Raw genomic sequence first — 26626 nt, forward strand, 5'->3', positions numbered from 1 at the left:
AATGAGGCATAGATAGCCCAAGCTTATGTATAAGCACTTTAAAGTTCTTGGATTTAAGTTTGTTGTTTCCCTAGAAACTCTGCTGATCCTGGCGATCGCGATTGGTGTTTTGCTCCGTTTGATTAACTTAGGTAGCCGCGAGTTTTGGTACGACGAAGTCTTGTCGCTGCTTTTGTCAACCGGGCAAAAAACTGCTTATCGTGGACCCAAGGATTTACCTGTTGTCTTAGCCCAATACACTCCTTTACTGGACTTACCACCAGAAGCTACAGTCAAGGATGTTGTGAAAACAGTGGTCAACCTCCTGAAAGGTCTTGCAGGCGGAGAGCCCCATCCCCCCCTCTTTTTCCTGGCTCAACATGTATGGCTCCGTCTCTTTGGGAATGGAGTGGCAGCAGTGCGGAGCTTGGGGGCTTTACTCAGCGTGGGAGCGATCGCCAGTTCCTATGGTTTAGGACGAGTGCTGTTAGGCCATCGTGCTGGCTTGCTCCTGGCGGCACTCCTAGCGACTAATCCTTTTTATCTCTTTCACTCCCTTAACGTGCGGATGTATGGTCCGCTAGTGCTCTGGTCCGTGTTAAGTGCCTGGGCTCTGCTAGAAATCATTGGTTTCAAGCAGCAGAAAGCCAACAATGTTCAACAAAAAGGCCAAAAGACCCAAGAAATTCTTTGGAGCCTCATCTTCATTGGTTCTGTAACGGCTGGACTGATGACGTTTTACCTTTTTGCCTACTGGGTAGTAGCTCTGGCGGTCGTGGTGCTCTATTTAGACTGGCGGCGATGGTGGCATCATGGGCTGCGCTTTGGATCGAGTGTGTTGTTGACCGTTCCTTGGGTGCTGTGGGGAACTAAACAGCAACTCCGAAACGCAGACTTAGGGCGCTTTGATGCTCCAGCGGGCTTTTTAGGAGCGGCGATCGCCCATTTGGGAGATGTTGTTAATACCCTAGGGACGCATCTGCTCTTGGGAGACTGGGTGACTAGCCTGCCGCAAACCATCATCACAACTGCGGGTGTAGCCGTAATCGGGCTGCTGTTAGTCGCAGTGCCCAGGCTCTGGAAGCAGAGTGAAAGGCGAACCTTAGGAGTCGCTTTGATTTTAGGAATTTTTCCCTTGCTGCTAGCCCTGGGTTTGGACGTTGTCACAGGCAAGTTTACTTTGGGGTTTGGTTGGGGAAGGAGTATGATTGTCATCCTGCCCGGATGTTTACTGTTGCTCGCAGTGGGCTTAGAACAGGCATCTGTGAGCTGGCGTCAATCGATAGCTGCGGCTGTTTTGCTGTTGTATATCGGCATTAATGTTGGCGACTTTACCCTCAGACCACGCTCGATGTTTCATGAGTTGTCAGAGATCATCACCGCTACATCTCAGGCAGGGACTAGCAATCCGACATCTACTTTAATTGTGATGAACTCTCAGGCCTGGGGCCATGTAATGCGTTTGGCATACTACATTCCTCCTGAAGCACCTGTGACGCTATTAGCGCGAGAGAGCAGTGATTTAGCACCATCCCTAGAAAAGGTTCTGGAGGGACAAAGTATTTCAGAAAAAAGCTGTAAGGAATTCTCATCATCTAACTGTTCGGCTTCAACTCCAACTGCATACGATCGCGTGCTCTGGTTAGAGAGTGCGAAACCCGTGTGGTCTCCTAGCACCACCGAAGCTGAAAAACAGCAAGTGCAACAGGTGCTGGATCAGCACTACAACCCAGTCCAAACTCAGCGTTTAACTGGCACGATGCTTTTGGATAATTTGACTGTCCGTCTTTATACCCGTTCTCCTGCAACCTGAGGCTTCTTAGATGAGTACTGATCCATCCCGTCCCCTTTTAGCTCCACCTTCTGGCTCCTTAACAATTAGTGAACCCAAGGTTGATTCTGCCCTCCAACTGGATGCTCCTGAAGCATCTCCTTCTTCTAGCGTTTATTTATCCCTGGTGATCCCCACCTTCAATGAGAGTGAGAACATTGAAGCCATGATTGAGCTGCTGAGCAAGCTTCTGGATCAGGCGCTTCCAGGTAACTACGAATTGATTGTGGTGGATGACGATAGCCCAGACTATACCTGGAAAATTGCGCAGGAGATGGTGAGTCAATATCCGCAACTCCGAGTCATGCGACGACAACAGGAGCGGGGACTTTCCACTGCTGTGATTCGGGGCTGGCAAGTGGCTAGAGGAGAAGTGCTTGGGGTCATCGATGGCGATCTCCAGCATCCCCCAGAGGTTTTGTTGCAGTTGGTCGCCGAGACGCAGCAGGGGGCAGATTTGGCCACAGCGAGCCGCCATGTCGAAGGAGGTGGCGTGAGTAGCTGGAGCGTGGTGCGGCGGTTTCTATCGCGTGGCGCTCAATTAATTGGATTGATCATTTTGCCAGGGGTGATTGGTCGAGTTTCAGACCCGATGAGCGGCTACTTCTTGGTGCGACGGAGCGCGATCGCGGGCAAGACATTGAGTCCTGTGGGCTACAAAATTTTGATTGAAGTGTTGGGCCGAGGTAACATTGGCCGAGTTGCCGAAGTCGGTTATGTGTTCCAGGAACGCCAAAGCGGCGAGAGCAAGGTGACTTGGAAGCAGTATGTCGAATATCTCCGTCATCTAGTTCGTTTACGTTTAGCCTTGTCGCCCTTTGGGCGATTTATCCGCTTTGGCTTTGTGGGGCTAACAGGCTTGTTTGTGGATATGTCGGTGTTCTATTTGCTGCGGGAAGGTTTACAACTAGGACTAACCAGAAGCAACATCATTTCCGTGGAGTTGGCAATTCTTAATAACTTTCTCTGGAATGATGCCTGGACCTTTAGCGATATTTCTAGTCGGCAACAAGGATGGCGGCAACGTGCCAAGCGCTTGCTGAAGTTTAATGTGATTTGCTTGATGGGTTTGATCCTCAATACTCTTATTGTCAACTTTTTGTTCAATGCCTTGGGCATGAACCAATACGTTGCCAAACTGATCGCGATCGCAGTGGTACTGTTCTGGAACTTCTGGATCAACCTGAAATTGAGCTGGCGAGTCACCGAAGTTAAATAGAAGTTAAATAAGAGATAGACAGCGGCAGCAAAAGCGTTTTGTAAACAGGCGCTCAACCTAAATTTGTGCGAGACTGATCGACTTGGAGGAGAGTACGCAGATGAGTTGCCGAAATTGAGCGTGGCAATTCATAATCTGGGTGACTGACCTTTGATTCTGGAAAGCGCTTGCTTTGGGTGCTAGCACTTGAAAACTTTGCTTCACAGCCGCTGGCTGTATCTCCTACTGCTGTTGTTTTGGCTAGTGATTGGCCTAGGGTTGCGTTTCCTTTGCCTTGACTTGAAGTCAGTCTGGACTGATGAATTTGCCACTTTGGTCTTCAGCTTAGGGCACAGTTTTCGGACGATTCCTCTAAATCAAGCGATCGCCCTAGACACGCTCCTGCAACCTCTACAGCTAGAACCACAAACAGGAGTCGCTGTGGTACTGGAGCATTTGACGCAGGAGAGTACCCATCCTCCGCTCTATTTTGTGCTAGCTCATTGGTGGCTGCAATGGTTTCCGTCTCAGGAAGGTTTGGTGTCTATTTGGGCGGCGCGATCGCTACCTGCTATCTTGGGAGCGCTCTCGATCCCCGCGATGTTTGGCTTAGGCTGGTTAGCATTTGGATCTCGCTTAGTTGGGCACTTGGCAGCCGCTGCTATGGCTGTTTCTCCTTATGGCATCTATCTAGCCCAAGAAGCGCGTCACTATACCTTAGCTGTGTTGTGGGTGATTGCTTCACTCAGTTGCTTGGTTGCCACTGTGCGATCGCTACGGGCGCATAAACCTTTACCCGTCCTAATTGGACTGGGTTGGGTTGCAGTCAATGCTCTAGGGATGGCAACCCATTACTTCTTTGTTCTAACTTTATTAGCCGAGGCTTTGGTATTACTAGGGTTTTGGCTTTTGACTGCTTGGGCATACCCCTTCAAAAAGCATGAGCAGACGTCTCAGTGGCCAGCGTTCAAACTTTGGGGGCGAATTTATGCGGTGACCGCTGGAACCATAGCTGGTATCGTAGCTTGGCTACCCGCTTGGCAAGGGGTTTATGGCAACCAGCTGACTGATTGGATCTATAGCGGCAGTCGGGCTGGACTCGGTTGGTTCGATCCACTGCTACAGGCTTTGGTGGGATGGATCACCATGTTGGTCTTTTTACCCGTTCAAGCACCGAATCCCGTGGTGGTGATTGTTTCTGGCCTGGGTATGCTGCTCTTTTTGGTCTGGTCAGTGCCCTTAATTTATCGAGGGTTAAAGCAGCAATGGCAGCACTTCCAGAGCCGATTAGCGCTGCAAGTATTGGGTGGCTTTGTTCTGAGTGCGATCGCCCTATTTTTTGCGATCGCTTACGGTTTAGAAACCGAGATTAACAGCGCCTTTCGTTTCAACTTTGTTTATTTTCCTGCCGTCATTGCCTTGTTGGGAGCCAGCCTCGCCGCTTTTTGGTCTGGGTCTGTCGTGTCTCAACCGAGGGCATCTACAGCAAGAATAGTCGGTGGTTTCTTGAAATGGTGGCAACCCAACGGTAAAACGGTGGTGCTCGTTATTTGGCTGGTTGGTCTGCTGAGTGGCCTAACCGTTGCGACAGGATGGGGTTATCAAAAAACGCATCGGCCTGATGTAGTGGTGCAGCATCTCCAGCAGGCAGCTCAATCTCCTACCTTGATTGCGATCGCCCATGCGACTCACGGACAAACAGGCAGGCTGATGGGTCTGGCTTGGGAACTAAAACACCAGCAGACCGCAGGGGCATTAGCCAATCCGCTCTTTTTGCTGGCCCACCAAGATCAAAATCCGTTATCTAGTGCGATCGCACTTCAGCAAGCTTTAAGCCAATTGCCTCGACCGCTGGATCTATGGTTGCTGAACTTCCCTAATCCAGACGAGACACAGAGTTTAGCTTCCCTACTGGCGGCAGAGCGCTGTGTGGCCGATCCGCAGCACAAACATCGCACTGATGGCTACCGATATCGTTTGTACCGTTGTTAAACAATTGGGATCACTTGGTAAACTGCACCTGATAGGCCATTAGCTCTAACCCAGACACAGAAAGGTTGATCGCTTCACAAGCCCAAGTGCTGGCTTGCAACTGCTGAAACGCCGACTCCGTAAGTAAAATCTCATTAGTTCGGGCCAGGTCTTCCCCTAGCTTGGAAGCTAAGTTCATCTCGTTGCCGTACAGATCTGCTCCTGCTACCAGCAACACTTCCCCGTAGCCAATGCCAATGCTAGCGTACAAATCCATTGCATCTGGTAGGCCAGAATTGACAGCCGCTAGGCTTTTTAGGATATCTACCGCAGCGCTCACCGCAGCATCAACAGTCGGAAAAATCGCAAATAAGTTATCAGCTTCTTGTTTGATTACAGTCCCTCGGTCCTGTTCGACTAGAGGCGTTGCGATCGCGCCCAAGCGATGGATCATGGCTAGGAAGTGGGTAATGCCATGCCGAATTGTGAGTCGAGAAAAGCCCGACATATCCAGTACCAAAATTGCGTGAGTTTCGGCAAAAATGGTGTGAATTTGAGCATCAATTTCAGCTGCCTTTTCGGGATGCTCGTTGCGAACTTGAAGCAGGCGGTGCAATTCAGCTTTGGTATTTTGAGGGTGCATAGAGTCAGGAGAGATATGGCGATCGCGACTACTTTAGCAACCCTCGCATCCTGTCTAAGACTTTCCGGAAACTAATGGCTGTAAACGTTGCACAATCTGTGTCGCCTGCATCACGCCTTCCATGCGATCGATCGGTTGCCCACCCTTAAATAAGACCAGCGTGGGCAGCGCATGAATTTGGTATTGCGAGGCTAATTCAGGGTAGGTTTCGGTGTTGATTTTTACGACGCGCAGTTTCTCTTTCATCTGAGCATTTACTTGCTCTAGAATCGGACCCATGACCTGGCAGGGACCACACCAAGGCGCATAGAAATCTACGAGTGTGGGTAACTCAGAACCAGATAACAATTCTTGAAAATTACTGAACTGTTTTTTGGTAGCCATAATATACAACCCAGTTGCTGATCATTGCTTTGATCCTAGTGCAAATCTTTTGTGGCTCATCTGTCCTCGGTTAAGGGGTATCTCAGCTAAGGGGCGGTACACAGGTAATGAATCATTACCAAATTTAGGACTACTCGTTAAGCAACGGAGTGGGGACGTAAATGGCCTAAGATGATTGAGCAATTGGCCACTGAGTTTGAAAAGAGGAATTAGGTATGGAGGCGTTGCAAGAGACTGCATCGAAACGATTGCCAGGACAAGTCGCGATCGTCACTGGAGCATCTAGAGGCATTGGTCGCTCTATTGCGTTGGCGCTTGCGGCTGAAGGAGCCAATGTTGTAGTCAACTACGCCAGTTCTAGTACTGCGGCAGACCAAGTTGTAGCTGATATTACTGCGATGGGCAGTAACGCGATTGCGCTACAAGCCGATGTCTCCAAAGCGGATCAGGTCGATGCCTTGTTCAGCGCTGTGATGGAAAAGTGGGGCCGCATTGATGTTCTGGTCAACAATGCTGGGATTACGCGCGATACCTTACTGTTGCGGATGAAGCCAGAGGACTGGCAATCTGTGATCGATCTCAACCTGACTGGTGTGTTTCTCTGCACCAGAGCGGCCAGCAAAATTATGCTGAAGCAACGCTCTGGCCGCATTGTCAATATCACGTCTGTGGCAGGACAAATGGGCAATCCAGGCCAAGCAAACTACAGTGCAGCTAAAGCTGGGGTGATTGGTTTTACCAAGACTGTCGCCAAGGAATTAGCGAGCCGGGGGGTAACAGTTAATGCTGTGGCTCCCGGTTTCATTGCCACCGATATGACCAGTGGCTTGAACAACACAGACGAAATTCTGAAGTTTATCCCCCTAGGCCGCTACGGACAGCCAGAAGAAGTCGCTGGCTTGGTGAAGTTTCTAGCCGCTGACCCCGCCGCCGCCTACATCACCGGACAAGTGATGAATGTCGATGGTGGCATGGTAATGGCTTAAGGGCCTCGGGAAACTGTAGGGGCAATCTCTTGTGGTTGCCCTCCACTATTGGCTATTGGCTCACTATTAGCTCAAAGCGACTTATCAACATCTGCACATACATGAAGGCAATATCGCAGTTACTTGATAAATCCTGAAGCGGACTCTAGAAAAAATTAGTCTCAGCAAGCTAGAACTGTAGAACAAGACCATGATGGTTTAAGGCGCAAATTTCCTAATTGGGACACTGCTGAGGCAAAGCAATGAGGAATGACGACAGAAAGGCGATCGCCCGTGAACTCAGAAACCATACTCTGATTCTGGGCGGCTTTATTATCTGTATTTGGTTGCTAGAAATTGTTGATTCGTTTGTTTTAGGCAATGCGCTTAACGTCTTTGGCATTCGCCCTCGAAGTATTAGTGGCCTGCGTGGCATCCTATTTGCGCCGTTTCTACATGGCGGCTTAGGGCATTTAATGGCCAATACCATCCCTTTTCTAGTGTTGGGATGGTTCGTGATGCTCCGAGAAGTCAGCGACTTCTTCATCGTTAGTCTGATTACAATTCTGGCAAGTGGCTTAGGCGTGTGGTTATTTGGCTCCCCTAACTCAATTCATATTGGGGCTAGTGGTTTAATTTTTGGCTACTTTGGCTTTTTATTATTACGGGGCTACTTTGAAAGAAGTGCGGTAGGGATCGCCTTTTCACTTCTAGTGGGCACTCTCTACGGCAGCTTGATCTGGGGAGTTTTGCCCGTGAGTAATGGCATTTCGTGGGAGGGCCATTTATTTGGTTTCCTCGGTGGAGTCTTAGCAGCTCGTCTTCTAGCGCGACGCAAAAAACCTATCTAATAAAAAGGGTGAGCCAGGGATTAGACTCACCCTTTTTACTATTAGCTAAACTGTCCTGGCTGCAATGCAGCCTTCACGAGGCGCTGAGTTAGATGCGAGGATTAGAGCGATCGATAATTCCACGACCTTGGTCGTCAATATCGAGTTCTTCGCGGCGAATTTGCTCTTCCGCCTGCACGGTATCGCGCTCTACTTCTTTGCGGATCTTGACTTCTTCCCGCAGCACTGCTTCCTTATGGATGTCAGCTTGCTCTTCGTAAATCTCGACTCGAGCCACTTCTCCTTCGCGGAAATCAGCTTCTCCAGCGGGAACAGCAGTTCCTGCATTTGTGGGAGTCGTGCGTTCTACAACGATCCGCTCTTTCTCAACTGGAACTTGAACTCGGGTAGTTTCGGTTTCTACACGCTTGCCCACGTTAACTTCCCCAGTTTTGACGCGGGTCTTATCAGCAATCAATCTCTCTTCGTACAGATTCACTTGCTGAGTGTTTTGGGCAGACAGATTCCGGTCAGTTAGATTGCTGCCCGAAATGTCGCGATCGCCACTGTCAGAGCCTTTCACTTTACTTTCAACTTTGTCCCACGCATCACGAGCAGCATGCTTGGCTTTATCCCAACCTAGGCCTGCATTACCCTGACGGGTTTCATAGTGGTTCCGTAAGTCTGGCTCAATCTCGTCAAACTTTCTCCCGGTGTTGGCATGCAGACCATATCCCTCATAGCCAGTCTGGTAGGCTGGCTTATAATCGTCATACGTGTGGCCTGGTTCCACATAAGGCCGAGAGTTGTAATTGTTGCGCCAGTAGTCATCTTCTACAGTAGGGTCAACGGATTCAGCTGCACTCTTACCAACTAGACCCCCTGCGACTGCTCCGACTGCACTACCAATGACTGCACCTACTGGGCCGCCAATCACACCGCCCACAACTGCACCTACTGTCCCAATTCCAGCGGCACCAATGCCAGTTCCTACCGGGTGAGCACCAGGTTGACCAGAGAGCGGGTCACGATTTGCATCGGGCTCATGGGTATCGCTTTTTTGATTCAAATCATGGTTTTTATTTTTGTCTAAATCAGCCATATTTTTCCTCCTGTTTTCTTATGGTTGGCAAACAACAGACCTAAACTCTGTTTTACTGCCACCTTCCCAGCCTAGGCGGTGGTTTTGGCAGGGCTTTATACCTCAAGTAAGACTTAGGGGATTTTGATAAATTTTTATGGCTTAAGTTAGATCTAAATCCACTCGATGTAACCTGATCGAGCCAGAAAATCTCCAGCTATAGGTACTTTTCAGCAGAGTGATTTGAGAAGGGAATAGATAAAGAAACTTTACGATTTTTAATCTTGAGAGTTTGGATACCTTTGAGGATAGCAATATCAGAATTTCATAGCCTCAAGCAAATTTACAACTTAGGCTTTTTATCCCTGAAGTAGCCTCAATTCTGTAGAGTGATAAAAGGCGATCGCTAGCCTTATTCTGTAGTTAAACGTTTATTAATTCTTTGTTAATCATGGGTCTAAAAGTTCTTGAACATTTCGATGGCAGCTTTGAACTGGAGCCAGCTGCTCAAGAGAGTTTATTTAACCTATTGCAAAGTGAAGCTTTTTTGCAGCAAGTTTCGCAACAGTCGCAGTGCCAACAAGTAGAATTTACGAAATTATTATTTCAACCTGTGCCTTATAGCACTTCAACTCCTAAAGGAATGCCCCACGAATTTGAAAAGTATCATGGGTCTGAGGACTATGTGATTGTGAATGTGCCTCCTAATTTTATGTTTAACGCTAAAGTTTTTCGGCCTAGCCGCTTATGTGCGGTTTATCACAAACTTGGATAAAACTATCTCTTTGAGCAGAGTATGACTTCCACAACTAATATCCCTGTTCTCGCCGATCTAGAATATATTGCCTACATCGATGATGCGGGTCAAGTGAATGACCAGTATCAAGGCAGAGTAGGTGTCTATGCCATTTTTAACCAAGCGAAAATTCTACAGTTTATTGGTTATTCTCGTGATATTTATCTCAGTCTTCAGCAACATTTAGTGCGTCGCCCGCAATCGTGTTACTGGTTCAAAGTTCAGATGAGCGATCGCCCTAATCGTACCGCTTTAGAAACCATCCGAGATGCCTGGATTGCAGAAAATGGTACTACGCCTATTGGTAATGCTGAGGAGCAGACTCTCTGGAATCAGCCAATTGATGCCAAGCTAACTATGACCGAGGAAGAACAGATTGATTACCGTGAAGCTGACGAAATAACTCAAGTAAAGTTACTTAAGCGTGTAGCCAGACGCGTCGAAGAACAAGTCTTAGCAGAATTACAAGCCAGAGGCGTGCAAATGCAGATTCGCTTTAACCCTAAATTAAAAGAAACAGGTTTGTTAGATCTCAAATAGTTAGATCCGAATTTTCAAGAAAGCTAAAGGTGTAGCGATCGCCCCTCATCAGGAAAATCCCAAAAAAAAGGAGCCTAAATAAACTAGGCTCCTTTTTAATTGAGACAACTCAAATAGCAGTCATACTGCTTACTTGATGCTTGCCTTAGCACCTGCTTCTTCGAGTTGCTTCTTCACATCTTCAGCATCAGCCTTAGCCACGTTTTCTTTAACGGGCTTAGGTGCAGCTTCAACGAGGTCTTTCGCTTCTTTCAAGCCTAAGCCTGTCAGAGAGCGGACCACTTTCAGAACCGCAATCTTCTTGTCAGCAGGAACTTCTTCAAGACTGACGGTGAACTCGGTTTGCTCTTCTACTTCTTCCGCAGCAGCAGCGCCGGGGCCAGCCATCATCATCATGCCACCAGCGGGAGCAGCAGCGCTAACACCAAAAGCTTCCTCGATTTGCTTCACCAAGTCAGCTGCTTCTAACAAGGTCAGAGACTTTAGTTGTTCCAGAATTTGGTCAGTTGTAGCAGACATGAGTTAACTCCTAGAAATTTTTTGCGTAAACCGTTGGGCTAGGAAAGTTAGAACTTGGTAAACATCCAAAATCTAAAATCCAGAAACAAAAAGCATTAAGCAGCTTGTTGGTCGTCTTTCTCAGACACAGCCTTGATGGCACGAGCCAGAGAGCCAGGAACTTCGTTGATCCCGACAGCCAGCTTGGTGGCGACACCATTGATTGCCCCAGCAATCTGAGCAATAAGCTGTTCTTTGGACGGTAAGTCACCGATCGCTTTGACATCCTCAGCACTGAGGACACGACCTTCCATCACACCGCCGCGAAGCTCAGTCTTCTTCGTGGCTTTTTGAAAATCTTGGTAGGCCTTGATGGCACCGCCAATGTCGTCCTTCACTAGCAAGAAGGCAGAAGACTGAGATGCAAGTTCAGTCATCGGTTGCCAGGTTTCATCCCCGTCAACCGCAATCCGCATCAGCGTATTCTTAGTTACTGTGCATGTCGCGCCTTTTGGACGTAAACGTCGCCGTAGATCAGTAATCTCAGCAACACTCAGGCCCTTATAGTCGATCACGAACGCAAGTTGGGCCTCGCTCAACTGTTGTTTGAGGTCCGCCACAATGGCCTTCTTATCTTCTAGCGTTCTACCCATACTTGATATCACCTCCTTAAAAAAACGCAGAATGCCAAACTTTAACCCGTCCCCTCATCAAGACAAACGTAAGCCAGAAAAAAACCCGGACGTTGAGCCGGGTTAAACACTACAGTGGTTGGTCTTCAAAAACTAGACTGACCAATTACTAGTAGAGTTAAAACCTCGGCAGGAGATTAAGCAATTTGCGCCTGCTGTCTCTGGCTTTGTTGATTCAATTGGGAACTTGTGGGTAAAACTTGTTGCTCCTCCACTCTGGAGAATTTGTTTTGATGCAAGACTAACCTTAAGCTACGTCAGTCAGCTTCAAGTCTCGGAGAGCATTGATGTCTACTTCAATTGAAGGTCCCATCGTTGCAGAAACAAAAACTGATCGCCAGTAACGACCCTTAGCACCAGAAGGACGGTTGCGGTCAATCGTCTCTTGCAGGGCTTTTAAGTTAGTCAGCAAATCTTCGGTTGAAAAGTCAGACTTACCAAAGAGAACGTGGACAATTCCCGTCCGGTCAGCTCTGAATTCCAGTTTCCCAGCTTTGAATTCTCCGATGGCCTGGCCTAAATCAAAGGTAACTGTACCACCTTTAGGAGAAGGCATCAAACCCCGGGGACCAAGCAAGCGACCTAATTTAGCCACTTGAGGCATCATGTCAGGCGTTGCAATCAAGACATCAAAGTCCATCATGCCCTTTTGAATCTCGTCAATCAACTCTTCCGAGCCAGCGATATTAGCGCCAGAGTTGTTGGCTTCAGCTACCTTTTCACCACGGGCAATGACCGCAACCCGAACCGCTTGTCCAGTGCCTTTGGGTAAAGCCACAGTGGTTCTCAGTTGCTGATCAGTGTATTTGGGATCAATCCCAAGACGAATGTGTGCTTCTGCTGATTCTGTAAACTTCGCAGTTGCTGTCTCTTTCAAGAGGTTGAGCGCTTCTAACGGCTCATACGCTCTTTCTTCTACTTTTTTGTTCAGCTCTTGGAGCCGACGCGATACCTTTCTTACCATTTTCTTCTCCTGGGGTGTTTAACGAAGCGCTGCTTCTCCCCCGTAATTAATTGTTTAATACTCGATTTCTAGTCGCCGACCGTAATACCCATGTTACGTGCAGTGCCTTCCACAATTCTCATGGCAGCATCAACATCGTTAGCATTTAAGTCGGGCAGCTTCGTTTGAGCAATCTCTCTCAATTGAGAGCGGGTGATCGAACCAACTTTTTTAGTATTGGGTTGACCAGAACCCCGGTCTACACCTGCGGCTTTGCGAATAAGCACAGAAGCAGGAGGGGTTTTGAGGATGAAGGTGAAACTGCGATCCTCATAAACAGAGATTTCTACAGGAACCACTAGGCCTGCTTGGTCCGCAGTTCTAGCATTGTATTCCTTACAGAACATCATGATGTTGACACCATGCTGACCGAGCGCAGGGCCGATCGGGGGTGCAGGGTTCGCCTTGCCTGCGTTAATGGCCAACTTAATGACCGTAACTACTTTTTTTGCCATTTATCTTCTAGCTCTGTTTTTGAACCTGATTAAACTCCAGTTCGACAGGAGTGTCTCGCCCAAAGATGGAAAGCAAGGCTTTAAGCTTGCTCCGCTCTGGACTCACTTCAATCACTTCCCCTTCAAAGTCTTTGAAAGGACCTGAGAGCACCAGAATTTTATCTCCGGTTGCCATGTCAATCTTGATGACTGGCTTTTGTTCTTGCGCGCGCTTGAAAATACGTTCCACTTCTGCCGCACCCAGTGGCATGGGCTTCACGTGGCCTCGTCCGCGTCCATAGCGACGCTTTTGCTCAGCGCCGACAAAGTTAATCACATTCGGGGTGTTCTTGACAACCTGCCAAGTTTCATCGTCCATGACCATGCGAATTAACACATAGCCAGGGAAGACTTTTTCTTCCGAATTTTGCCGACTGCCATCTTTCCGAATCTTGACAGCAGGAGTTTGAGGAATTTCGACCTGGACAATTCGCTCAGCGACATCCATCGTTTGGACTCGCTGTTCCAGGTTGGTTTTTACCCGCTTTTCACAACCGGAAGCGACCTGAACGGCATACCAATGAGAAGCATTCGGATCAAATGACTCTTCATTGGTTTCCATGTTCGCTTCTGGTGCGATGGAATTGTATGATTCATCCGATGCAGAAGTCATCAAAACACCTTTCCTGCGACCCAGTCGAAGAAGTTGTCCACCAAGTAGATGAGGGTTGCAGATAGGGTCACCATCAGCAGTACTGCTAAGGATTCACTGACGAGCTGTTGACGACTTGGCCAAACAACCTTATCTAGCTCTTCTTTGGATTCTTTGAAGAAACCAACTGCATCAAATCCTGAACTTTTCTCTTGTGTTTCTACTTCGTCTTTTTTGGCCACAATTGCCTAATCCCCTATCAGTGCAGCTATGAGCGGTTTCCCGCTTAAAGTTGGGCAACCCTGCTCAAGAAATCTGCAAGCAAGTATGCACTGTTGCTTCGCCCAAAGTAGGAACTCAATTACAATGCTCGGTGGATCGCCCAAACAACAATTCTACCCGAAAGCAGGTGGTTTTAGCCCCCGTTCACCCGTTAAGGAGTTACTTCCGAGTAGAACCGTCATGGTAATCATCCAGCGCGCCCTGGAGGACTCGAACCCCCGACATCAGGTTTTGGAGACCTGCGTTCTACCAACTGAACTAAGAGCGCCCAAGTTGAGCTCAGGCTCAACGCTCAGCTTTTGCATTGTAATTCTAAAGCTGCGTTGCGTCAACCTTAGAGCGGTGGCGGCTGAGCTTGATTTAGAGGGCGCGATCGAAGCGCTGTTTAATGCGAGTTGCCTTACCAACGCGACCGCGTAAGTAGTATAGCTTAGCGCGGCGCACCTTGCCTCGACGAATCACCTTGATACTATCAATGCGAGGAGAGTTTACTAGAAACACTCGCTCTACACCCACGCCTTGGAAGACGCGACGTACGGTAATCGTTTCGTTGATGCCACCATTGCGCTTAGCAATGACTACACCTTCATAGGGCTGAGTCCGCTCTTTTCCTCCCTCTTGAATGATGACGCCCACCTTAACGGTGTCGCCCACATAAATGTCAGGGAGATTCGTCTTTAACTGCTCCGCTTCTATTGAGCGGATAACTTCCTGCGCGTTCATAGGTTTTCAAAAAACTCACAGTCTCCAATAGTAACTCGAAGAGGGGCTTTCGGTCTAGCTTTTTGTTTTTAGAATTGCTTTGCTTACTGCAATTTTTCCGCATGCAGCGGTGAGGGTAAATAACGTTTTTGGCGCTGTTGGTAACGGGTCCACCCCAGAACGAGACTAAAAACTAGGGTAGAGAGCAAGACGACGCTGGCTCCAGAAGCAATGTCAAAGTAGTAGCTAATATAGATGCCGACAAAGGCGATCGCAGCCCCTAACCCGCCAGAGAGCAGCATCATGGTGCCAAAGCGATTGCTTAAAAGGCGAGCGATCGAAGCAGGAATCACGACGGCTGAAATGATTAAAGTTACCCCCAACACTTGTAAAGTCGCCACTAATAACGTTGCCATCATCAGGGCAAACAGCGTATCCATTGCAAAAACTGGGACGCCATGCACCTTTGCTACTTCCCGGTCAAAGCACCAAAATAGCAGGGGTCGGTAGAAGATGAAAACTAGACTGAGCAAGAGCACCGTCACGGCTGTTACGACCCAGAGGTCTGTAGGCGTAATGCCCAGTACATTACCGAAAAGAGCAGCTTCAAAACTCTGAGTGAAGCTGCGATAGGTACTGATAACGGCAACGCCCAAGGCAAAGCTAGCGGTGGTAACGATACCGATCGCGGCATCAGAGTAGATTTTGCGGCCCGTGAGGTATTGAATCAGCAGGGCAGTGCCAAACCCCCAGATTCCGGAGCCAATGTAGAAGTTAAAGCCTAGAACATAAGTAATTACAGCACCTCCCAAAATGGCGTGAGATAAACCGTGGGCGATGTAACTCATACGTCGGGTGGTGATATAGACTCCCATGACACCGCACAACAGCCCTGCCATCATCCCGACCCACATGGCTCGACCAAAGAACTCGTATTGAAAAGGTTTGAGCAGGAACTCCATAGTCAGTCCAGACGTTGGGGCAAGAAATTAGACAGATTTAGAAGGTAGAGATTTGTAGAGGGCGGGAGGCAGGTTGGCTTGCATTTCGTGCAGCAAGGAGGTGGCTCCACTGGCAACCAAAATCCGATCATTTTGCCGAAATACCACCATTTCACCTCGGAAGGTTCTCCCCAAGCTTTCGGGCGTGAAAACGTCTTTGGGTGGGCCTTGGCAGATCAGGCCGTGGTTGAAGCAGATCACCCAAGGCAGGTGCGTGGCAACCGAATTGAGGTCGTGGGTAGAAATCAAGATGGCTAAGCCCTGTTGTCCCAACTCGGCTAACAAGTGTAGTAGCTCGTGTTGCACATGCAAGTCCGAACTGCTGGTTGGCTCATCGAGTAAAACGATTTCGGGATCGCCCACGAGCGCTCGTGCTAGAAACACTCGTTGCTGCTGTCCGCCGGATAGTTCACCGATGGGTTGACGCGCTACGTGCTCAATGCCAACTCGGCTGAGTAGTTCTCTGGCCTTGGCGCGATCGCAAGCAGAGGGCCAAGGCCAAATCTTTTGTTGTCGATAACGCCCCATCATCACCACTTCTTCTGCGGTGACAGGGAAACCCCAATCTACTGTCTCTACCTGAGGAACATAGCCCACCTTAATGGGAGAAGTTCCTGGTTTTAAACGGCGTCCCCGATACCAAACTTCTCCTGACCAAGGACGCAGCAATCCCACAATCGTCTTGAGCAAAGTACTTTTACCACTGCCTGAAGGGCCCACCAATCCTGAAAACTGGCCTGGGTACAAAGTGAAACTGACATCTGTAAAAATGGTTTGGCTTTGATAGCCACAGGCAAGATGTTTTACTTCCAGCAAAGGTTGCATGCTTTCTACCTTATGGCTTGCTTATGGCTTGGCTTTAGCGGTGGCGGTTGGTCCGACAATGTTGGCCGTTTCTAGGCTATCTACCAGGCTCGGATCACCGCCTAAGTTCTTCGCTAGGATACGGAGGTTTTCGACCATCATGCCGATGTAGGTGTGTTCAGGATTGGTATTTTCCATCGCATTGGCCGAGCCTTCACCAGGTAGGTCATCATCACTGGTATTGTCGGTTTTGACATTGGCTTCGCGGGCAATCTGCTCTTCCACTTTGCTAGGAAATACTTCCGACCCAAAGATAGCAGGGACTTGGGTAGCTCGAATTTGATCGATCAACTTAGCGACATCCTGAGCGGAAGGTTCGTTGAAGTCGGAGGGTTGAATGGCACCAATTATGTAAACCCCATATTCACGGGCCCAGTACGCCCAAGAATCGTGATAGGTCAAGAGTTTGCGATTTTCGGGCGGAATGCTGGCGACCACTTTTCGGGTGACTTGGTCGAGCTGGTCTAAGCGTTGTAGATAGCTTTTCAGGTTGGCGGCGTAGTAGTCAGCTCCAGCGGGGTCTAGAGCGGTGAGTTGATCAGCAGCTTGCTGAGCATAGGCCGCTGCATATTTGGGGTTGACCCAGAGGTGTGGATTGGGCTTGCCGCCTGCTTTAGGGAAGCTGGCATCAAAGATCCACTGGTCTTGTGTGATGGTGTTGGTACCCACTTCGTAGATTTTCGTCTCTTTGGGCTTAGCAGCCTCAGCCAACTCTAAGGTAGGGACTTCTAGCTGTAAACCATTCGCAATAATTAAGTCAGCTTGCTTAATCAGTTCACCATCGGAGGGACGAGGTTCAAAGGTATGAGAGTTGGTTCCTTCTGGAACAATACCTCTAACATCAGCGCGATCGCCTGCAATATTGCTGACGATGTTCGTCAAAGGAGCCACCGTGGTGATCACAATTGGCTTATCTTGAGACTGGCGATCGCTCGACTGGCTAGATTGAGCAGAGGAGTTGGCAGGGGCTGAACTAGGAGAAGTGGCAGTCTGAGTTGGGTTGCAGCCTAGCAGTAGCAAACTCAGCAGTGGCAGAACGACAAAGGGCTTCATCCTGACTTTCCTTCACGGGGGGCATAGAGAATTAGAGCTTTAGCTTGCTTAAACAAGCAATGCCCCGCTGGGGCATCTGAGCGCTAATTTTTCGCTTTTTAAGAATAAATTTGCTTTTGTTTTGCCTAAAATCTCTCTAAAGAAAGACCTTAGGTGAAGAGATCCAAGCAATGTTATTTTTTTGTGTCAAGTTAGTCACAATGGCCTGACTTCCCCTTGGTTTGAGTTATGAGGAAAAGCGCGGCGAGGAAGAGCGCAGCGATGGGGAAAAGCGATCGCAATTGCCTGATTAAACGGCCTCAGGCTGAGTATAGGAGAAGTGAACTAGAGTAGATGTCAGGCTCACGCAGCCCTACCTAGCTGAATTTTCAGTTAAGGCGATTCGTAATTAGTGCAATTATTGCATCGTGATTTCTCATGTCATTGTCAGCTTTTGTGCGTCGCGCTACCGGGCCTGCTTTACTCGCCCTTTGCTTAACCACTGTTTTATTGATTTCAAGTGAAACTGCCGCTACCTTGGCACTTCCCAGCGTTTCTGCCACTCCTAATGCTAAGACTAAGCCTGATATGAAGTCGTCTTCTAGTGTCATGCCTGCTGCTTCCTTGACTCAAGGGGTAAGAAAAACTGTCCTAGATAACGGTTTAACGGTTTTAACTAAAGAACTGCACACCGCTCCTGTTGTCAGCGTGCAAGTGTGGTATCGGGTTGGTTCGCGGGATGAACAAGCTGGTCTCAATGGGATTTCCCATCTGCTGGAGCACCTCATGTTCAAAGGAACTAACAATCGCCCGATTCAGTTTGGGCGTTTGTTTAGCGCGCTCGGCAGTCAGTCTAATGCGTTTACCTCCTATGACCAGACGGCCTATTTTGGGACTGTAGAGCGAGACAAGCTACAAGCGCTGCTAGTTCTAGAAGCAGACCGGATGAAGAATGCGCTGATTAATCCTGAACAGCTCAGGAGTGAAAAGCGGGTAGTAGTTTCGGAGTTGCAAGGCTATGAGAATGAACCAGGTTATCGCTTAGAGCGAGCAGTGCGGAGAGCTGCATTTCCTCAAGAGGCTTATGGTTTGACGATTGGCGGCACTAAAGCGGATGTGGAGAGCTTTACAGTTGAGCAGGTGCGAGACTACTACCGCAAATACTACAGTCCCAGCAATGCCACGCTAGTAATTGTGGGAGATTTTGACACAGAACCCACCTTGCAAGCCGTCAAATCAGCGTTTGGGCAAATTCCGAGTCAGGAGAAGCTGGGAACCGCAAAACCCGCACCAGCGATCGCCTCAACTACGCCAAAACCTGCCGCTACTCAAGCACCGATTATGCTGCGAGAGCCTGGAAGTGCATCCCTGCTGCAAGCGGTTTATCCATTACCTAATTTGAGCCACCCAGATGTGCCTGCACTCCAAGTCATGGATTACATTTTGACCGGAGGCCGTAGCTCTCGTCTGTACCAAGCTTTGGTGGAGTCAGGTCTAGCTAGTGAAGCGGGTGGCTATGCTGCTAACTTACTCAGCTCTGGCTGGTATAGCTTGTCTGTGACCGCAGCTCCTGGTAAAAAGCTGAACCAAATTGATCGAGTTTTGCAGCGATCGCTTGCCAACCTCCGAGACAAACCTGTGAGTGAGGCAGAACTCCAGCGGGCCAAAAACCAGTTGCGCGCTTCCCGGCTGCTGCAAAACCGTGATGTCACGAGTCAGGCGATGCAGTTGGCTGATGACCAAAGCGTCGCGGGAGATTACCGTTATAGCGATCGCTTGTTGGCCGCGATCGCCCAAGTCAGTGCAGCGGATGTGCAGCGTGTCGCCAAGACTTATTTCCAGCCAGCCAGCCGTACCGTTGGCTTCTTTGAACCGACTCAACTCCAAGCAGACGCCGGAGCGACTGGAGCGGGGACGACCCAAACGACCGAAAATCTTGGTGCGGGCAAACCCGTTGATCCGGCGGAACTAGGGCGATATCTACCCCCCCTAGAGACAACGACCTCCCAGAACAGCCAAGCCTTGCCAGAAGCGATTACGCTGGAAAATGGCTTACGCATCCTCTTGCTACCAGACACCAGTACGCCAACGGTTACGCTGAGTGGTCACATTGCCGCTGGCACCGAGTACGACTCCAATGAGAAAGCAGGACTGGCCGACTTGACTGCTGAAAACGTGATGAACGGCACCAAAACCAAAGATGCCTTGACGTTGGCTGAAACTCTAGAAGATCGCGGAGCTGACTTGGCCTTTGACACCAATCGCGAAGGGGTGACGATTGATGGCGATGGCCTAGCAACCGATCTGCCCTTGCTGGTCCAAACTTTGGCTGATGTCGTACAAAACGCTTCCTTCCCTGCCGATGAGGTGAAGTTAAGTCGGCAGCGAGCTTTGAGCGACTTACAAGAGCAATTAGATGATCCCCGCTCCCTGGGTCGTCGCCAATTTCAGCAGGCAATTTATCCAGCGAATCATCCCTTCCACAGCTTCCCTACCCCTGAAAGCCTGAAACAGATTACCCGCGACGATGTAGTGCAGTTTTATCGCACGCATTATCGACCGGACAAAACCGTTTTGGCTTTAGTCGGGAACTTTGACCCTGCACAGGTGCGATCGCTCCTGAAGCAACAACTAGGAACTTGGCAAGCGGCTGGGCAAGCTCCGAAACTCAATTTCCCAACCGTAGCTGCTCCCGAAAAACCGACTTATTTAGCGGCTCCTTTGCCCGGAAAAACCCAATCAGTCACTTACTTGGGCTACCAAGGGATCGATCGCCAAGATCCCCGCTATTACGCAGCTTTAGTGCTAAATGAGATTTTGGGAGGTAGTACGCTTTCTAGCCGACTCGGAACAGAAATTCGCGATCGCCAAGGACTCACCTACGGCATTTATAGCTATTTCCAGGCTGGCACCTCGGCAGGACCATTCTTGATCTCAATGCAAACTGCACCCGAAGACTCGCAGCAGGCGATCGATAGCACGTTGGCTTTGCTGAAGCAGATGCGTGAGCAGGGAGTCAGTGCATCTGAAGTCGCGATCGCGAAGCAATCTTTAGCCAGTGGCTATCCGGTGGAACTGGCTGACCCTGAGATTCTCTCTGAGCAAATTCTGCTGAATGAGGTTTACGGTCTCAAGCGGGAAGAGTTGCAGCAGTTTAGCGACAAGATTCAAGCCGTGAGCATTGAACAAGTAAACCAAGCCATCCAAGAATTGCTGCAACCGGATCGCTTAGTGGTACTAACCGCAGGTGCACCAGCCGCAGCCGCCCGCTAAAGAATTAGGGCAGCGATCGCTCTGCTGTCCTAGAGCAAATTGGGTTAACTTAGATCTAAAGATCAGCTCCTATCAGTACTCCTCGATCTCCATGAACATCCTCAGCAATTTGATTCCTCAAGCGTCTCAGCCACCCCGTGTTAAGCAACGTCGGGGAATCGAGATTAAGTCTCCGCGCGAAATTGAGATTATGCGGGAGTCAGCCAAAATTGTCGCGACCGTGTTGAAAGAAATCTCCCAAATTATTCAACCGGGGATGACAACTGCTGACTTGGATGCTCATGCAGAAAAGCGGATTCGCGAAATGGGAGCTACACCCAGCTTTAAGGGCTATCATGGCTTCCCTGCCTCCATTTGCTCCAGCATCAACAACGAAGTGGTGCATGGAATTCCCAACGCCAAAAAGGTGATTCGCACTGGAGATGTGGTCAAGATTGACACCGGAGCTTACTTCCAAGGCTTTCATGGCGACTCTTGCATCACCATTGGTGTGGGAGAAGTGACCCCGGACGCAGCTAAGTTAATCCGAGTGGCTGAAGAAGCCCTTTACAAGGGCATTGAGCAGGTCAAAGCGGGCAAATACCTGCTGGACTTGGCGGGTGCGGTGCAAGACCACGTTGAGGCGAATGGTTTTGTGATCGTAGAAGACTACACCGGACATGGCGTAGGTCGTAACCTGCACGAAGAGCCTTCTGTATTTAATTTCCGCACTCGCCAAATGCCCAACGTAAAGCTGCGAGCAGGCATGACCCTGGCGATCGAACCGATTCTGAATGCTGGCTCCAAAGTTACCCGCACTTTGCAAGACCGTTGGACGGTGGTGACGGTAGATAACGCCCTTTCGGCTCAGTTTGAGCACACCGTTTTGGTGACCGAAGACGGCTACGAAATCCTCACCGATCGCACCAAAGTCTAAAACTTCAGACGAATCTTTAGACGAACCAATAGAAAAGCGATCGCTTGCCACTAGGGTTCTGGAGGGCGATCGCTCTTTTATGGCTCTATAACCTGATGAGTCTATAGCTTGGGGCCGTGTCTCAGTGGTTGACGAGGCCGAGTCATGGTCTTGGTAGAAATACCATCAACGCGACTCGATAAATCTTTGACCTGAGCATTTAGCTCCCGCTGCCGTTCAATCAATGCTCTAAAGTCGGCCTTGGTCGCTAAGTTAGCGCGGTTTGTCGGAATCTGCTGCTCGATATTATTCAGACAAGCATTTAAGCCAGCCGCAAATTCGTAACGAGTCACCGGGCGATCGCCGCGAAAGGTGCCATCCGGATATCCAGAAATGCAGCCAGATTGAGGTTGTGGATTGCTGCTAGGAGTATTTTTAGGCGCAGTTTGAGCCAGAGTTTGGCTGGGCAAGGAGGCGATCGCTGTTACTCCAAAGGCGATCGCCATTCCCAAAGAAGACTTGATTGCCTGACCAACAAACGCAACTCTAGACATCGCTGCTGCTCCTTGCCACTAATTCCACCTTATCTGATCAGAATTTGATTGGAGGCCGAGAGTTCCCATCATCTTGTCGTGGTCGGAAACCACTGGCCCTAGTCCCGCATTTATACTGGCCTTTTCCGTTGTGCTTTGTGCTTAAGTGCTGAAGATACGTAGATGCCGCGAGGCCGTCTTTGCGCCTCAGCAGTTCCATGAGTCAGTCGTACTTTAGTTCCTGTCAGAATTGATCATGTTAAATACTTTTGCCCAGCACCTCAAGCTTGCTACTACTGATGTTGAAGCTTTGCTAGCCTGCAACTTGTCCGAGTTGTTGGCAAACCCCGCAGTTCAACAAAAGCTAGCTAGCCTGAATGTTGAGCTACTACGGCAAACCTTACCCACTGCAGGTCAAGTCTTAGCAGAGAACCTGCCCCCGTTCTATATCTGGTTGAAAACAGAGCTAGATGTGAAGCGGGTGCCAGATAGCCCTGACCATGCCACTCGCTGGGTTGTCAACTTCCTCAACAACCAAGAGAGCTTAACCCGCTTAGTCGAACTGCACCAACCCGTGCCCCGTCCCGCAATGGAACGCTCCATCCCACGGTTAGTCAGCTTATTTGATGATGTAGAAGACACCAGCGTTCGCCAAGAATGGCAAACCGCGATCGCCGCCCTATGCTTAGTATTAGCCGTAGGAGCCCGCGAAGCAGACAAAGCCGTTGCTACAGCTTAAACAACTCGCTAAACCTCCCTATCTTCCCCCTAAATCCCCAATACTGGGGGACTTTGAGTAGGTTTCTTCAGTATTAGGGGAGACTGGATTCAGAAACTAGAACAAAGCCTTACCTTTCTGGAGGAGGTCTGGAGGACGCAGCCGTCCTTCAGCGGGGGTTTGGGGGCAAGTGCCCCCAAGGGTTCGGCTCTTCAGCAGAGATGAAAAACTAGGGGCAATATCCCTCAAACCAATGACCGCTTTCAGCACAGCACCCGTAACCAACTCATCCCCCCGCGATCGCGCCCCCATCGGCAACCCCCTCAGCGTGGCCCCCATGATGGATCGCACCGATCGCCACTTCCGCTATTTCATGCGGCAAATCACCCAGCGAACCCTGCTGTACACCGAAATGGTGACGAGTTCTGCCATTTTGCACGGCGATCGCGAACGATTACTAGCGTTTTCTCCGGCAGAAAAACCCTTAGCGTTGCAAGTGGGCGGAGATAACCCCAAAGATCTCGCCATCTGTGCCCAAATTGCCGCCGACCTAGGTTACGACGAAATCAACCTCAACGTCGGTTGCCCTAGCGATCGCGTCCAGAATGGTAACTTTGGTGCTTGCCTGATGGCCCAACCGGAACGAGTGGCCGATTGTGTCGCTGCCATGATGCAGGCATCCAGCATTCCAGTCTCCGTCAAGCACCGCATCGGCATTGATGAGCGCGATCGCTACGAAGATATGGTGGAGTTCGTCCAAACGGTTGCTGCCGCAGGTTGTGAGCGCTTCACCGTCCATGCTCGCAAAGCTTGGTTGCAAGGACTCAGTCCCAAAGAAAACCGAGATATTCCCCCCCTCCGCTACGCAGACGTGCATCGACTGAAGCGAGAATTTCCTTACCTATTCATTGAGATCAACGGCGGCTTCACCAACTTGGCGCAGGTCCAAGAGCAGTTGCGATCGGTAGATGCAGTAATGATTGGCCGTGCCGCTTACGATCAGCCTTATCTGTTTGCCCAGAGCGATCGCCTCATCTACGGTGAGGAAACCACCCCTCCCACTCCTCAGGAAGTCGCTGAAGCGATGTTGCCCTACATTGATTCCTGGACGGCTCAAGGTCTGAAACTCCACAAAATTACCCGTCACATGCTGCAACTGTTTGCGGGGCAACCAGGAAGCCGAATTTGGAAACGACATCTCACAGAAAATTCTTGTCTCACAGGTGCTGGCTCTGAAGTCGTCCGTGAAGCTTTAGCGCTGGTATCCAAAGGCGCAACCGCTAGGATGCTTGCAGAGGTCAGCCATTCAGGTAGCGATTGATCTACCCAATCTCGACAGGTTCAGCCGGGGAGTCTTTCACGAGCTGCTGTGTCGTTTCTGCGATCGCCACCTGCGTAGCTTCTGGTAAAGCAAGCTTCTCAGCACTGTGCGGGCTTTGGAAGGTTGCTTGAGCGTCGGTTTGCCGGCAAGCAATCATGGTTTTGACATGCTCTAGCTCATCATCTCGCACTGCCACAAACACATCATAGAGCGTCTCAATTTGGGGACGGCGCTGCTCCAAACCCAGCGACATTTGAAACTCATCAAACAGGTACATATCACCTTCCAAGTAGTACTTGGTGGCAACTTCAGGTGCGGGCTCGGCCTTGAGAGCCGCCTCATGTTTTTGTAGAAAGGTGTCGTAAGTCTGGTAGGCATGTTCTTCCACCAACTGCATAAAGTGATAAGCGGTTCGTGGTGAAATCATATAGACAGGCACCAGAATCCAGTAGTAGACAAACGCCCCTGCTCGCGCTAGCAATCGATCGAGCCAAAAGCGATCGCCTCCCAGTGCTTCCGCAATCAAGAGATGGTGCAACTCATTCCAAGCTTCAGCGAAGTGAATTTTCAGCCAATCCGATTTGCGCCACCAGCCCATCGTTTCGTACAAATGCAGCACCGACAGATAAGCAAAATAGGGCACCCGCGCCACTGTTTCCAGTACGAAAAAGCGACGGTAGACCTGTACTGACAAATCAGGGCCATCGTCCTCTCTATAGAAGGTATTCAACACAGCGACCAGCAAGTTGACCAGCAGGCGAATCATAAAGCGAAATTTCTACAGCTTCTTCTATGAAACTGATGGAACCGTAACTCGCATCAATATTAGGAAGGAACTCAGGCTGTCATGCAATAGTTTTGGTATTTCCGGATACAGAGCGCCGATAGGCCGTGAAATATTCAAGTTTTACGGGTGGAAAAATTAGAATACGAGGGTAGATGCTTGGCCGTTGCCGTCATCATCCCTAGCCCCAAAATAGGTAAAAATTATGCTGCTACCAGAGCATAATTAACGTTGGGGTTGTAACAGCGTTTGCTGCGTTAGGGGTGTCATGGTCACACCGAGTGTTTTGTCATATCTTGATTTTGTTTTTGCAGTTCTAATAAGCGATCGAAGAATCTGGAGGAATTGTGATGTCGTCCTCGGAGCAACGCTTTTTTCCGCTTCGTCAAATTAGTAGCTACGCCCTGGTGATTGTGTTGAGCGTTGCTTTGACTTTGGCTGTGCTGTGGACTTTTCCCTCAGCTTGGCTTCCCAAGGTTTCAGCGCTGATCAATCAAGCCACGCAGATCAGCCCTGCTACCGTGGAAGCTCCTGCTCCTGCGATCGCCCCCGATGTCGTCCCCAATATCGCGCCTAGCCAGGAAACCAGCCGTAATTTCGTGGCTGCTGCTGTGAATCAAGTTGGGCCAGCAGTAGTACGGATCGACACCGATCGCACAATTACCACTCGTCCAGCAGACCCCTATTTTGATGATCCTTTCTTTAGCCCCTTCTTTGGCGATGGCTACTCACGCGCCCCACAGGAATACCACCAACGCGGTCAAGGTTCTGGCTTCATCATCGATCGCAATGGCATTCTCTTGACCAATGCCCATGTGGTGAGTGGAGCAGATACGGTGAGCGTGACCCTCAAAGATGGCCGTACCTTTAAGGGAGAAGTGCGCGGCATTGATGAACCCTCTGACTTAGCAGTGGTGAAAATCAACGGTCAAAATCTGCCTGTGGCTCCGTTGGGTAACTCTAGCGATGTGCAGGTGGGAGATTGGGCGATCGCCGTCGGCAACCCCTTAGGGCTGGATAACACCGTCACCTTGGGCATCATCAGCACCCTCAACCGCTCCAGCGCCCAAGTTGGCATTCCAGACAAACGCCTCGACTTTATCCAAACGGATACAGCCATTAACCCCGGAAACTCTGGCGGACCGTTGCTAAGCGATCGCGGTGAAGTGATTGGAATTAACACCGCCATCCGCGCCGATGCTCAAGGCATTGGTTTTGCCATTCCCATCGATAAAGCCAAAGCGATCAAAGATGTGTTGATTCGCGGCGGCAAGGTACCCCATCCCTATATTGGAGTGCGCTTGCTCACCCTTACCCCAGCACTGGCGCAAGAATCTAACAGCAACCCCAACTCTCCTTTTACGGTTCCAGAAGTGAATGGCGTTTTGGTGATGCAGGTAATGCCCAATAGCCCAGCGGCAGCAGCAGGTTTGCGTCGGGGTGATGTCATTACTGCTGTGGATGGTCAATCGGTCAAAACTGCTGAGCAATTGCAGCGATCGGTCGAAAAAAGTCGGGTCAATCAGCCTTTACAGTTGCAATTACAGCGAGGTGAACAAACTCAGCAACTATCCATCCGACCAGGAGATTTGCAAGATGCGCCTCGTTCCTAAATAAAATGACCTTGAAACCTAAGCCCCAACCCCTTCCCTGGCTGACAAGGGGAGAGAAATTCAAAGTTCCTCTCTGGAGCGGCGAGGGGTTTTGGGAGAGGTCAGTCTGGT

Annotated in this window: 27 protein-coding genes, 1 tRNA gene, 1 pseudogene and 1 other annotated feature; of the genes and pseudogenes, 12 read left to right on the forward strand and 17 right to left on the reverse strand. The window is 49.7% G+C overall.

The window, feature by feature from the left end; all coding sequences use genetic code 11:
* The first annotated feature begins 25 nt into the window (after positions 1–25).
* The 3 genes from H6F90_RS22365 (at position 26) to H6F90_RS22375 (ending at position 5000) form a co-directional block, all read left to right on the forward strand.
* Entirely contained in the window at positions 26–1792 is a 1767-nt protein-coding gene (locus H6F90_RS22365) for a glycosyltransferase family 39 protein (protein WP_190554368.1), read from the forward strand.
* A gap of 10 nt (positions 1793–1802) precedes the next feature.
* On the forward strand, positions 1803–3029 hold the full coding sequence (locus H6F90_RS22370; RefSeq protein WP_190554369.1) for a glycosyltransferase: 1227 nt from the start codon (positions 1803–1805) through the stop codon (positions 3027–3029).
* 186 nt (positions 3030–3215) lie between these two features.
* On the forward strand, positions 3216–5000 hold the full coding sequence (locus H6F90_RS22375; RefSeq protein ID WP_190554370.1) for a glycosyltransferase: 1785 nt from the start codon (positions 3216–3218) through the stop codon (positions 4998–5000).
* 10 nt (positions 5001–5010) lie between these two features.
* Here H6F90_RS22375 and H6F90_RS22380 read toward each other — a convergent pair whose 3' ends face one another.
* Together H6F90_RS22380 and trxA are read right to left on the reverse strand one after the other, a co-directional pair.
* Positions 5011–5622, reverse strand: coding sequence for an adenylate/guanylate cyclase domain-containing protein (locus H6F90_RS22380; protein ID WP_190554371.1), 612 nt, complete (start codon positions 5620–5622; stop codon positions 5011–5013).
* Positions 5623–5676: 54 nt separating this feature from the next.
* Entirely contained in the window at positions 5677–6006 is a 330-nt protein-coding gene (gene trxA / locus H6F90_RS22385) for a thioredoxin (RefSeq protein ID WP_190554372.1), read from the reverse strand.
* 215 nt (positions 6007–6221) lie between these two features.
* On the opposite strand from trxA, the gene fabG reads away from it, so the two are divergent.
* Together fabG and H6F90_RS22395 are read left to right on the forward strand one after the other, a co-directional pair.
* Complete coding sequence (fabG, locus tag H6F90_RS22390) at positions 6222–6992, forward strand: 3-oxoacyl-[acyl-carrier-protein] reductase (RefSeq protein WP_190554373.1); 771 nt, start codon at positions 6222–6224, stop codon at positions 6990–6992.
* Between the two features lie 242 nt (positions 6993–7234).
* Positions 7235–7822, forward strand: coding sequence for a rhomboid family intramembrane serine protease (locus tag H6F90_RS22395; RefSeq protein ID WP_190431204.1), 588 nt, complete (start codon positions 7235–7237; stop codon positions 7820–7822).
* A gap of 88 nt (positions 7823–7910) precedes the next feature.
* Here the strand turns inward: H6F90_RS22395 and H6F90_RS30850 are convergent, their stop codons facing one another.
* Complete coding sequence (locus H6F90_RS30850; RefSeq protein WP_242024593.1) at positions 7911–8903, reverse strand: YsnF/AvaK domain-containing protein; 993 nt, start codon at positions 8901–8903, stop codon at positions 7911–7913.
* Between the two features lie 430 nt (positions 8904–9333).
* Between H6F90_RS30850 and H6F90_RS22405 the strand changes: the two genes are divergently transcribed.
* Both H6F90_RS22405 and H6F90_RS22410 read left to right on the forward strand, forming a co-directional pair.
* Positions 9334–9657, forward strand: a complete 324-nt coding sequence (locus H6F90_RS22405; protein WP_190554374.1) for a hypothetical protein — start codon at positions 9334–9336, stop codon at positions 9655–9657.
* 21 nt (positions 9658–9678) lie between these two features.
* Positions 9679–10218, forward strand: coding sequence for a GIY-YIG nuclease family protein (locus H6F90_RS22410; protein ID WP_190554375.1), 540 nt, complete (start codon positions 9679–9681; stop codon positions 10216–10218).
* 129 nt (positions 10219–10347) lie between these two features.
* Here H6F90_RS22410 and rplL read toward each other — a convergent pair whose 3' ends face one another.
* The 11 genes from rplL to H6F90_RS22465 form a co-directional block, all read right to left on the reverse strand.
* Positions 10348–10737, reverse strand: coding sequence for a 50S ribosomal protein L7/L12 (gene rplL / locus H6F90_RS22415; RefSeq protein WP_190431207.1), 390 nt, complete (start codon positions 10735–10737; stop codon positions 10348–10350).
* A 95-nt stretch (positions 10738–10832) separates the two neighbouring features.
* Positions 10833–11369 carry a 50S ribosomal protein L10 gene (gene rplJ, locus H6F90_RS22420; protein WP_190554376.1) on the reverse strand — a complete coding sequence of 179 codons (537 nt, stop codon included), beginning with the start codon at positions 11367–11369 and terminating at the stop codon, positions 10833–10835.
* Positions 11370–11438: 69 nt separating this feature from the next.
* Positions 11439–11591, reverse strand: a sequence feature (ribosomal protein L10 leader region).
* Between the two features lie 64 nt (positions 11592–11655).
* Positions 11656–12372 (reverse strand): 50S ribosomal protein L1, encoded by a 717-nt coding sequence (gene rplA / locus H6F90_RS22425; RefSeq protein ID WP_190431209.1) that lies wholly within the window; start codon positions 12370–12372, stop codon positions 11656–11658.
* A gap of 68 nt (positions 12373–12440) precedes the next feature.
* Positions 12441–12866 carry a 50S ribosomal protein L11 gene (gene rplK / locus H6F90_RS22430; protein WP_190431210.1) on the reverse strand — a complete coding sequence of 142 codons (426 nt, stop codon included), beginning with the start codon at positions 12864–12866 and terminating at the stop codon, positions 12441–12443.
* 7 nt (positions 12867–12873) lie between these two features.
* Entirely contained in the window at positions 12874–13467 is a 594-nt protein-coding gene (nusG, locus tag H6F90_RS22435) for a transcription termination/antitermination protein NusG (RefSeq protein ID WP_242016747.1), read from the reverse strand.
* Positions 13468–13517: 50 nt separating this feature from the next.
* Positions 13518–13739 (reverse strand): preprotein translocase subunit SecE, encoded by a 222-nt coding sequence (gene secE / locus H6F90_RS22440; RefSeq protein WP_190431212.1) that lies wholly within the window; start codon positions 13737–13739, stop codon positions 13518–13520.
* Positions 13740–13974: 235 nt separating this feature from the next.
* Positions 13975–14047, reverse strand: a tRNA-Trp gene (locus H6F90_RS22445).
* A gap of 92 nt (positions 14048–14139) precedes the next feature.
* On the reverse strand, positions 14140–14502 hold the full coding sequence (gene rplS / locus H6F90_RS22450) for a 50S ribosomal protein L19 (RefSeq protein WP_190431213.1): 363 nt from the start codon (positions 14500–14502) through the stop codon (positions 14140–14142).
* Positions 14503–14585: 83 nt separating this feature from the next.
* Positions 14586–15443: a metal ABC transporter permease gene (locus H6F90_RS22455; RefSeq protein ID WP_190431214.1), complete on the reverse strand. Its 858-nt coding sequence runs from the start codon at positions 15441–15443 to the stop codon at positions 14586–14588.
* 27 nt (positions 15444–15470) lie between these two features.
* Entirely contained in the window at positions 15471–16307 is an 837-nt protein-coding gene (locus H6F90_RS22460; protein WP_190431215.1) for a metal ABC transporter ATP-binding protein, read from the reverse strand.
* 21 nt (positions 16308–16328) lie between these two features.
* Positions 16329–17399, reverse strand: coding sequence for a metal ABC transporter substrate-binding protein (locus H6F90_RS22465; protein ID WP_190554377.1), 1071 nt, complete (start codon positions 17397–17399; stop codon positions 16329–16331).
* Positions 17400–17816: 417 nt separating this feature from the next.
* Between H6F90_RS22465 and H6F90_RS22470 the strand changes: the two genes are divergently transcribed.
* Positions 17817–20651, forward strand: a complete 2835-nt coding sequence (locus tag H6F90_RS22470; protein WP_190554378.1) for a pitrilysin family protein — start codon at positions 17817–17819, stop codon at positions 20649–20651.
* Positions 20626–21567, forward strand: a complete 942-nt coding sequence (gene map, locus H6F90_RS22475) for a type I methionyl aminopeptidase (RefSeq protein WP_370588072.1) — start codon at positions 20626–20628, stop codon at positions 21565–21567. The genes H6F90_RS22470 and map overlap by 26 nt, the downstream gene beginning before the upstream one ends.
* 286 nt (positions 21568–21853) lie before the next feature.
* On the opposite strand, the pseudogene H6F90_RS31625 reads toward map, so the two are convergent.
* Positions 21854–21947: pseudogene (locus tag H6F90_RS31625) on the reverse strand (S-layer homology domain-containing protein); the annotation flags it as partial.
* A gap of 388 nt (positions 21948–22335) precedes the next feature.
* Here H6F90_RS31625 and H6F90_RS22485 point away from each other — a divergent pair.
* On the forward strand, positions 22336–22818 hold the full coding sequence (locus H6F90_RS22485) for a hypothetical protein (protein ID WP_190554379.1): 483 nt from the start codon (positions 22336–22338) through the stop codon (positions 22816–22818).
* Between the two features lie 96 nt (positions 22819–22914).
* Here the strand turns inward: H6F90_RS22485 and H6F90_RS22490 are convergent, their stop codons facing one another.
* Positions 22915–23136 (reverse strand): hypothetical protein, encoded by a 222-nt coding sequence (locus H6F90_RS22490; RefSeq protein ID WP_190554441.1) that lies wholly within the window; start codon positions 23134–23136, stop codon positions 22915–22917.
* Between H6F90_RS22490 and dusA the strand changes: the two genes are divergently transcribed.
* Positions 23135–24118 (forward strand): tRNA dihydrouridine(20/20a) synthase DusA, encoded by a 984-nt coding sequence (gene dusA / locus H6F90_RS22495; RefSeq protein WP_242024596.1) that lies wholly within the window; start codon positions 23135–23137, stop codon positions 24116–24118. The two genes, H6F90_RS22490 and dusA, sit on opposite strands and share 2 nt — an antisense overlap.
* Before the next feature lies 1 nt (position 24119).
* Here the strand turns inward: dusA and H6F90_RS22500 are convergent, their stop codons facing one another.
* Positions 24120–24884, reverse strand: a complete 765-nt coding sequence (locus H6F90_RS22500; RefSeq protein ID WP_190554381.1) for an alternative oxidase — start codon at positions 24882–24884, stop codon at positions 24120–24122.
* Between the two features lie 368 nt (positions 24885–25252).
* Here H6F90_RS22500 and H6F90_RS22505 point away from each other — a divergent pair, with 368 nt between their 5' ends.
* The gene (locus H6F90_RS22505) at positions 25253–26515 is read left to right on the forward strand and encodes an HhoA/HhoB/HtrA family serine endopeptidase (protein WP_190554382.1); all 1263 of its coding nucleotides are present in this window, start codon (positions 25253–25255) and stop codon (positions 26513–26515) included.
* Positions 26516–26626 lie beyond the last annotated feature (111 nt).

The sequence above is a fragment of the Trichocoleus sp. FACHB-591 genome (genome assembly GCF_014695845.1).
Classification (GTDB): Bacteria; Cyanobacteriota; Cyanobacteriia; order FACHB-46; family FACHB-46; genus Trichocoleus.

Bases quoted from the DNA above. Each gene is read 5' to 3' on its own strand.
- H6F90_RS22365 (WP_190554368.1), top strand. From the start codon at position 26: ATGTATAAGCACTTTAAAGTTCTTGGATTTAAGTTTGTTGTTTCCCTA.
- H6F90_RS22370 (WP_190554369.1), top strand. From the start codon at position 1,803: ATGAGTACTGATCCATCCCGTCCCCTTTTAGCTCCACCTTCTGGCTCC.
- H6F90_RS22380 (WP_190554371.1), bottom strand. From the start codon at position 5,622: ATGCACCCTCAAAATACCAAAGCTGAATTGCACCGCCTGCTTCAAGTT.
- trxA (WP_190554372.1), bottom strand. From the start codon at position 6,006: ATGGCTACCAAAAAACAGTTCAGTAATTTTCAAGAATTGTTATCTGGT.
- fabG (WP_190554373.1), top strand. From the start codon at position 6,222: ATGGAGGCGTTGCAAGAGACTGCATCGAAACGATTGCCAGGACAAGTC.
- H6F90_RS22395 (WP_190431204.1), top strand. From the start codon at position 7,235: ATGAGGAATGACGACAGAAAGGCGATCGCCCGTGAACTCAGAAACCAT.
- H6F90_RS30850 (WP_242024593.1), bottom strand. From the start codon at position 8,903: ATGGCTGATTTAGACAAAAATAAAAACCATGATTTGAATCAAAAAAGC.
- H6F90_RS22405 (WP_190554374.1), top strand. From the start codon at position 9,334: ATGGGTCTAAAAGTTCTTGAACATTTCGATGGCAGCTTTGAACTGGAG.
- H6F90_RS22410 (WP_190554375.1), top strand. From the start codon at position 9,679: ATGACTTCCACAACTAATATCCCTGTTCTCGCCGATCTAGAATATATT.
- rplL (WP_190431207.1), bottom strand. From the start codon at position 10,737: ATGTCTGCTACAACTGACCAAATTCTGGAACAACTAAAGTCTCTGACC.
- rplJ (WP_190554376.1), bottom strand. From the start codon at position 11,369: ATGGGTAGAACGCTAGAAGATAAGAAGGCCATTGTGGCGGACCTCAAA.
- rplA (WP_190431209.1), bottom strand. From the start codon at position 12,372: ATGGTAAGAAAGGTATCGCGTCGGCTCCAAGAGCTGAACAAAAAAGTA.
- rplK (WP_190431210.1), bottom strand. From the start codon at position 12,866: ATGGCAAAAAAAGTAGTTACGGTCATTAAGTTGGCCATTAACGCAGGC.
- nusG (WP_242016747.1), bottom strand. From the start codon at position 13,467: ATGGAAACCAATGAAGAGTCATTTGATCCGAATGCTTCTCATTGGTAT.
- rplS (WP_190431213.1), bottom strand. From the start codon at position 14,502: ATGAACGCGCAGGAAGTTATCCGCTCAATAGAAGCGGAGCAGTTAAAG.
- H6F90_RS22455 (WP_190431214.1), bottom strand. From the start codon at position 15,443: ATGGAGTTCCTGCTCAAACCTTTTCAATACGAGTTCTTTGGTCGAGCC.
- H6F90_RS22460 (WP_190431215.1), bottom strand. From the start codon at position 16,307: ATGCAACCTTTGCTGGAAGTAAAACATCTTGCCTGTGGCTATCAAAGC.
- H6F90_RS22465 (WP_190554377.1), bottom strand. From the start codon at position 17,399: ATGAAGCCCTTTGTCGTTCTGCCACTGCTGAGTTTGCTACTGCTAGGC.
- H6F90_RS22470 (WP_190554378.1), top strand. From the start codon at position 17,817: ATGTCATTGTCAGCTTTTGTGCGTCGCGCTACCGGGCCTGCTTTACTC.
- H6F90_RS22485 (WP_190554379.1), top strand. From the start codon at position 22,336: ATGTTAAATACTTTTGCCCAGCACCTCAAGCTTGCTACTACTGATGTT.
- dusA (WP_242024596.1), top strand. From the start codon at position 23,135: ATGATGGATCGCACCGATCGCCACTTCCGCTATTTCATGCGGCAAATC.
- H6F90_RS22490 (WP_190554441.1), bottom strand. From the start codon at position 23,136: ATGGGGGCCACGCTGAGGGGGTTGCCGATGGGGGCGCGATCGCGGGGG.
- H6F90_RS22500 (WP_190554381.1), bottom strand. From the start codon at position 24,884: ATGATTCGCCTGCTGGTCAACTTGCTGGTCGCTGTGTTGAATACCTTC.
- H6F90_RS22505 (WP_190554382.1), top strand. From the start codon at position 25,253: ATGTCGTCCTCGGAGCAACGCTTTTTTCCGCTTCGTCAAATTAGTAGC.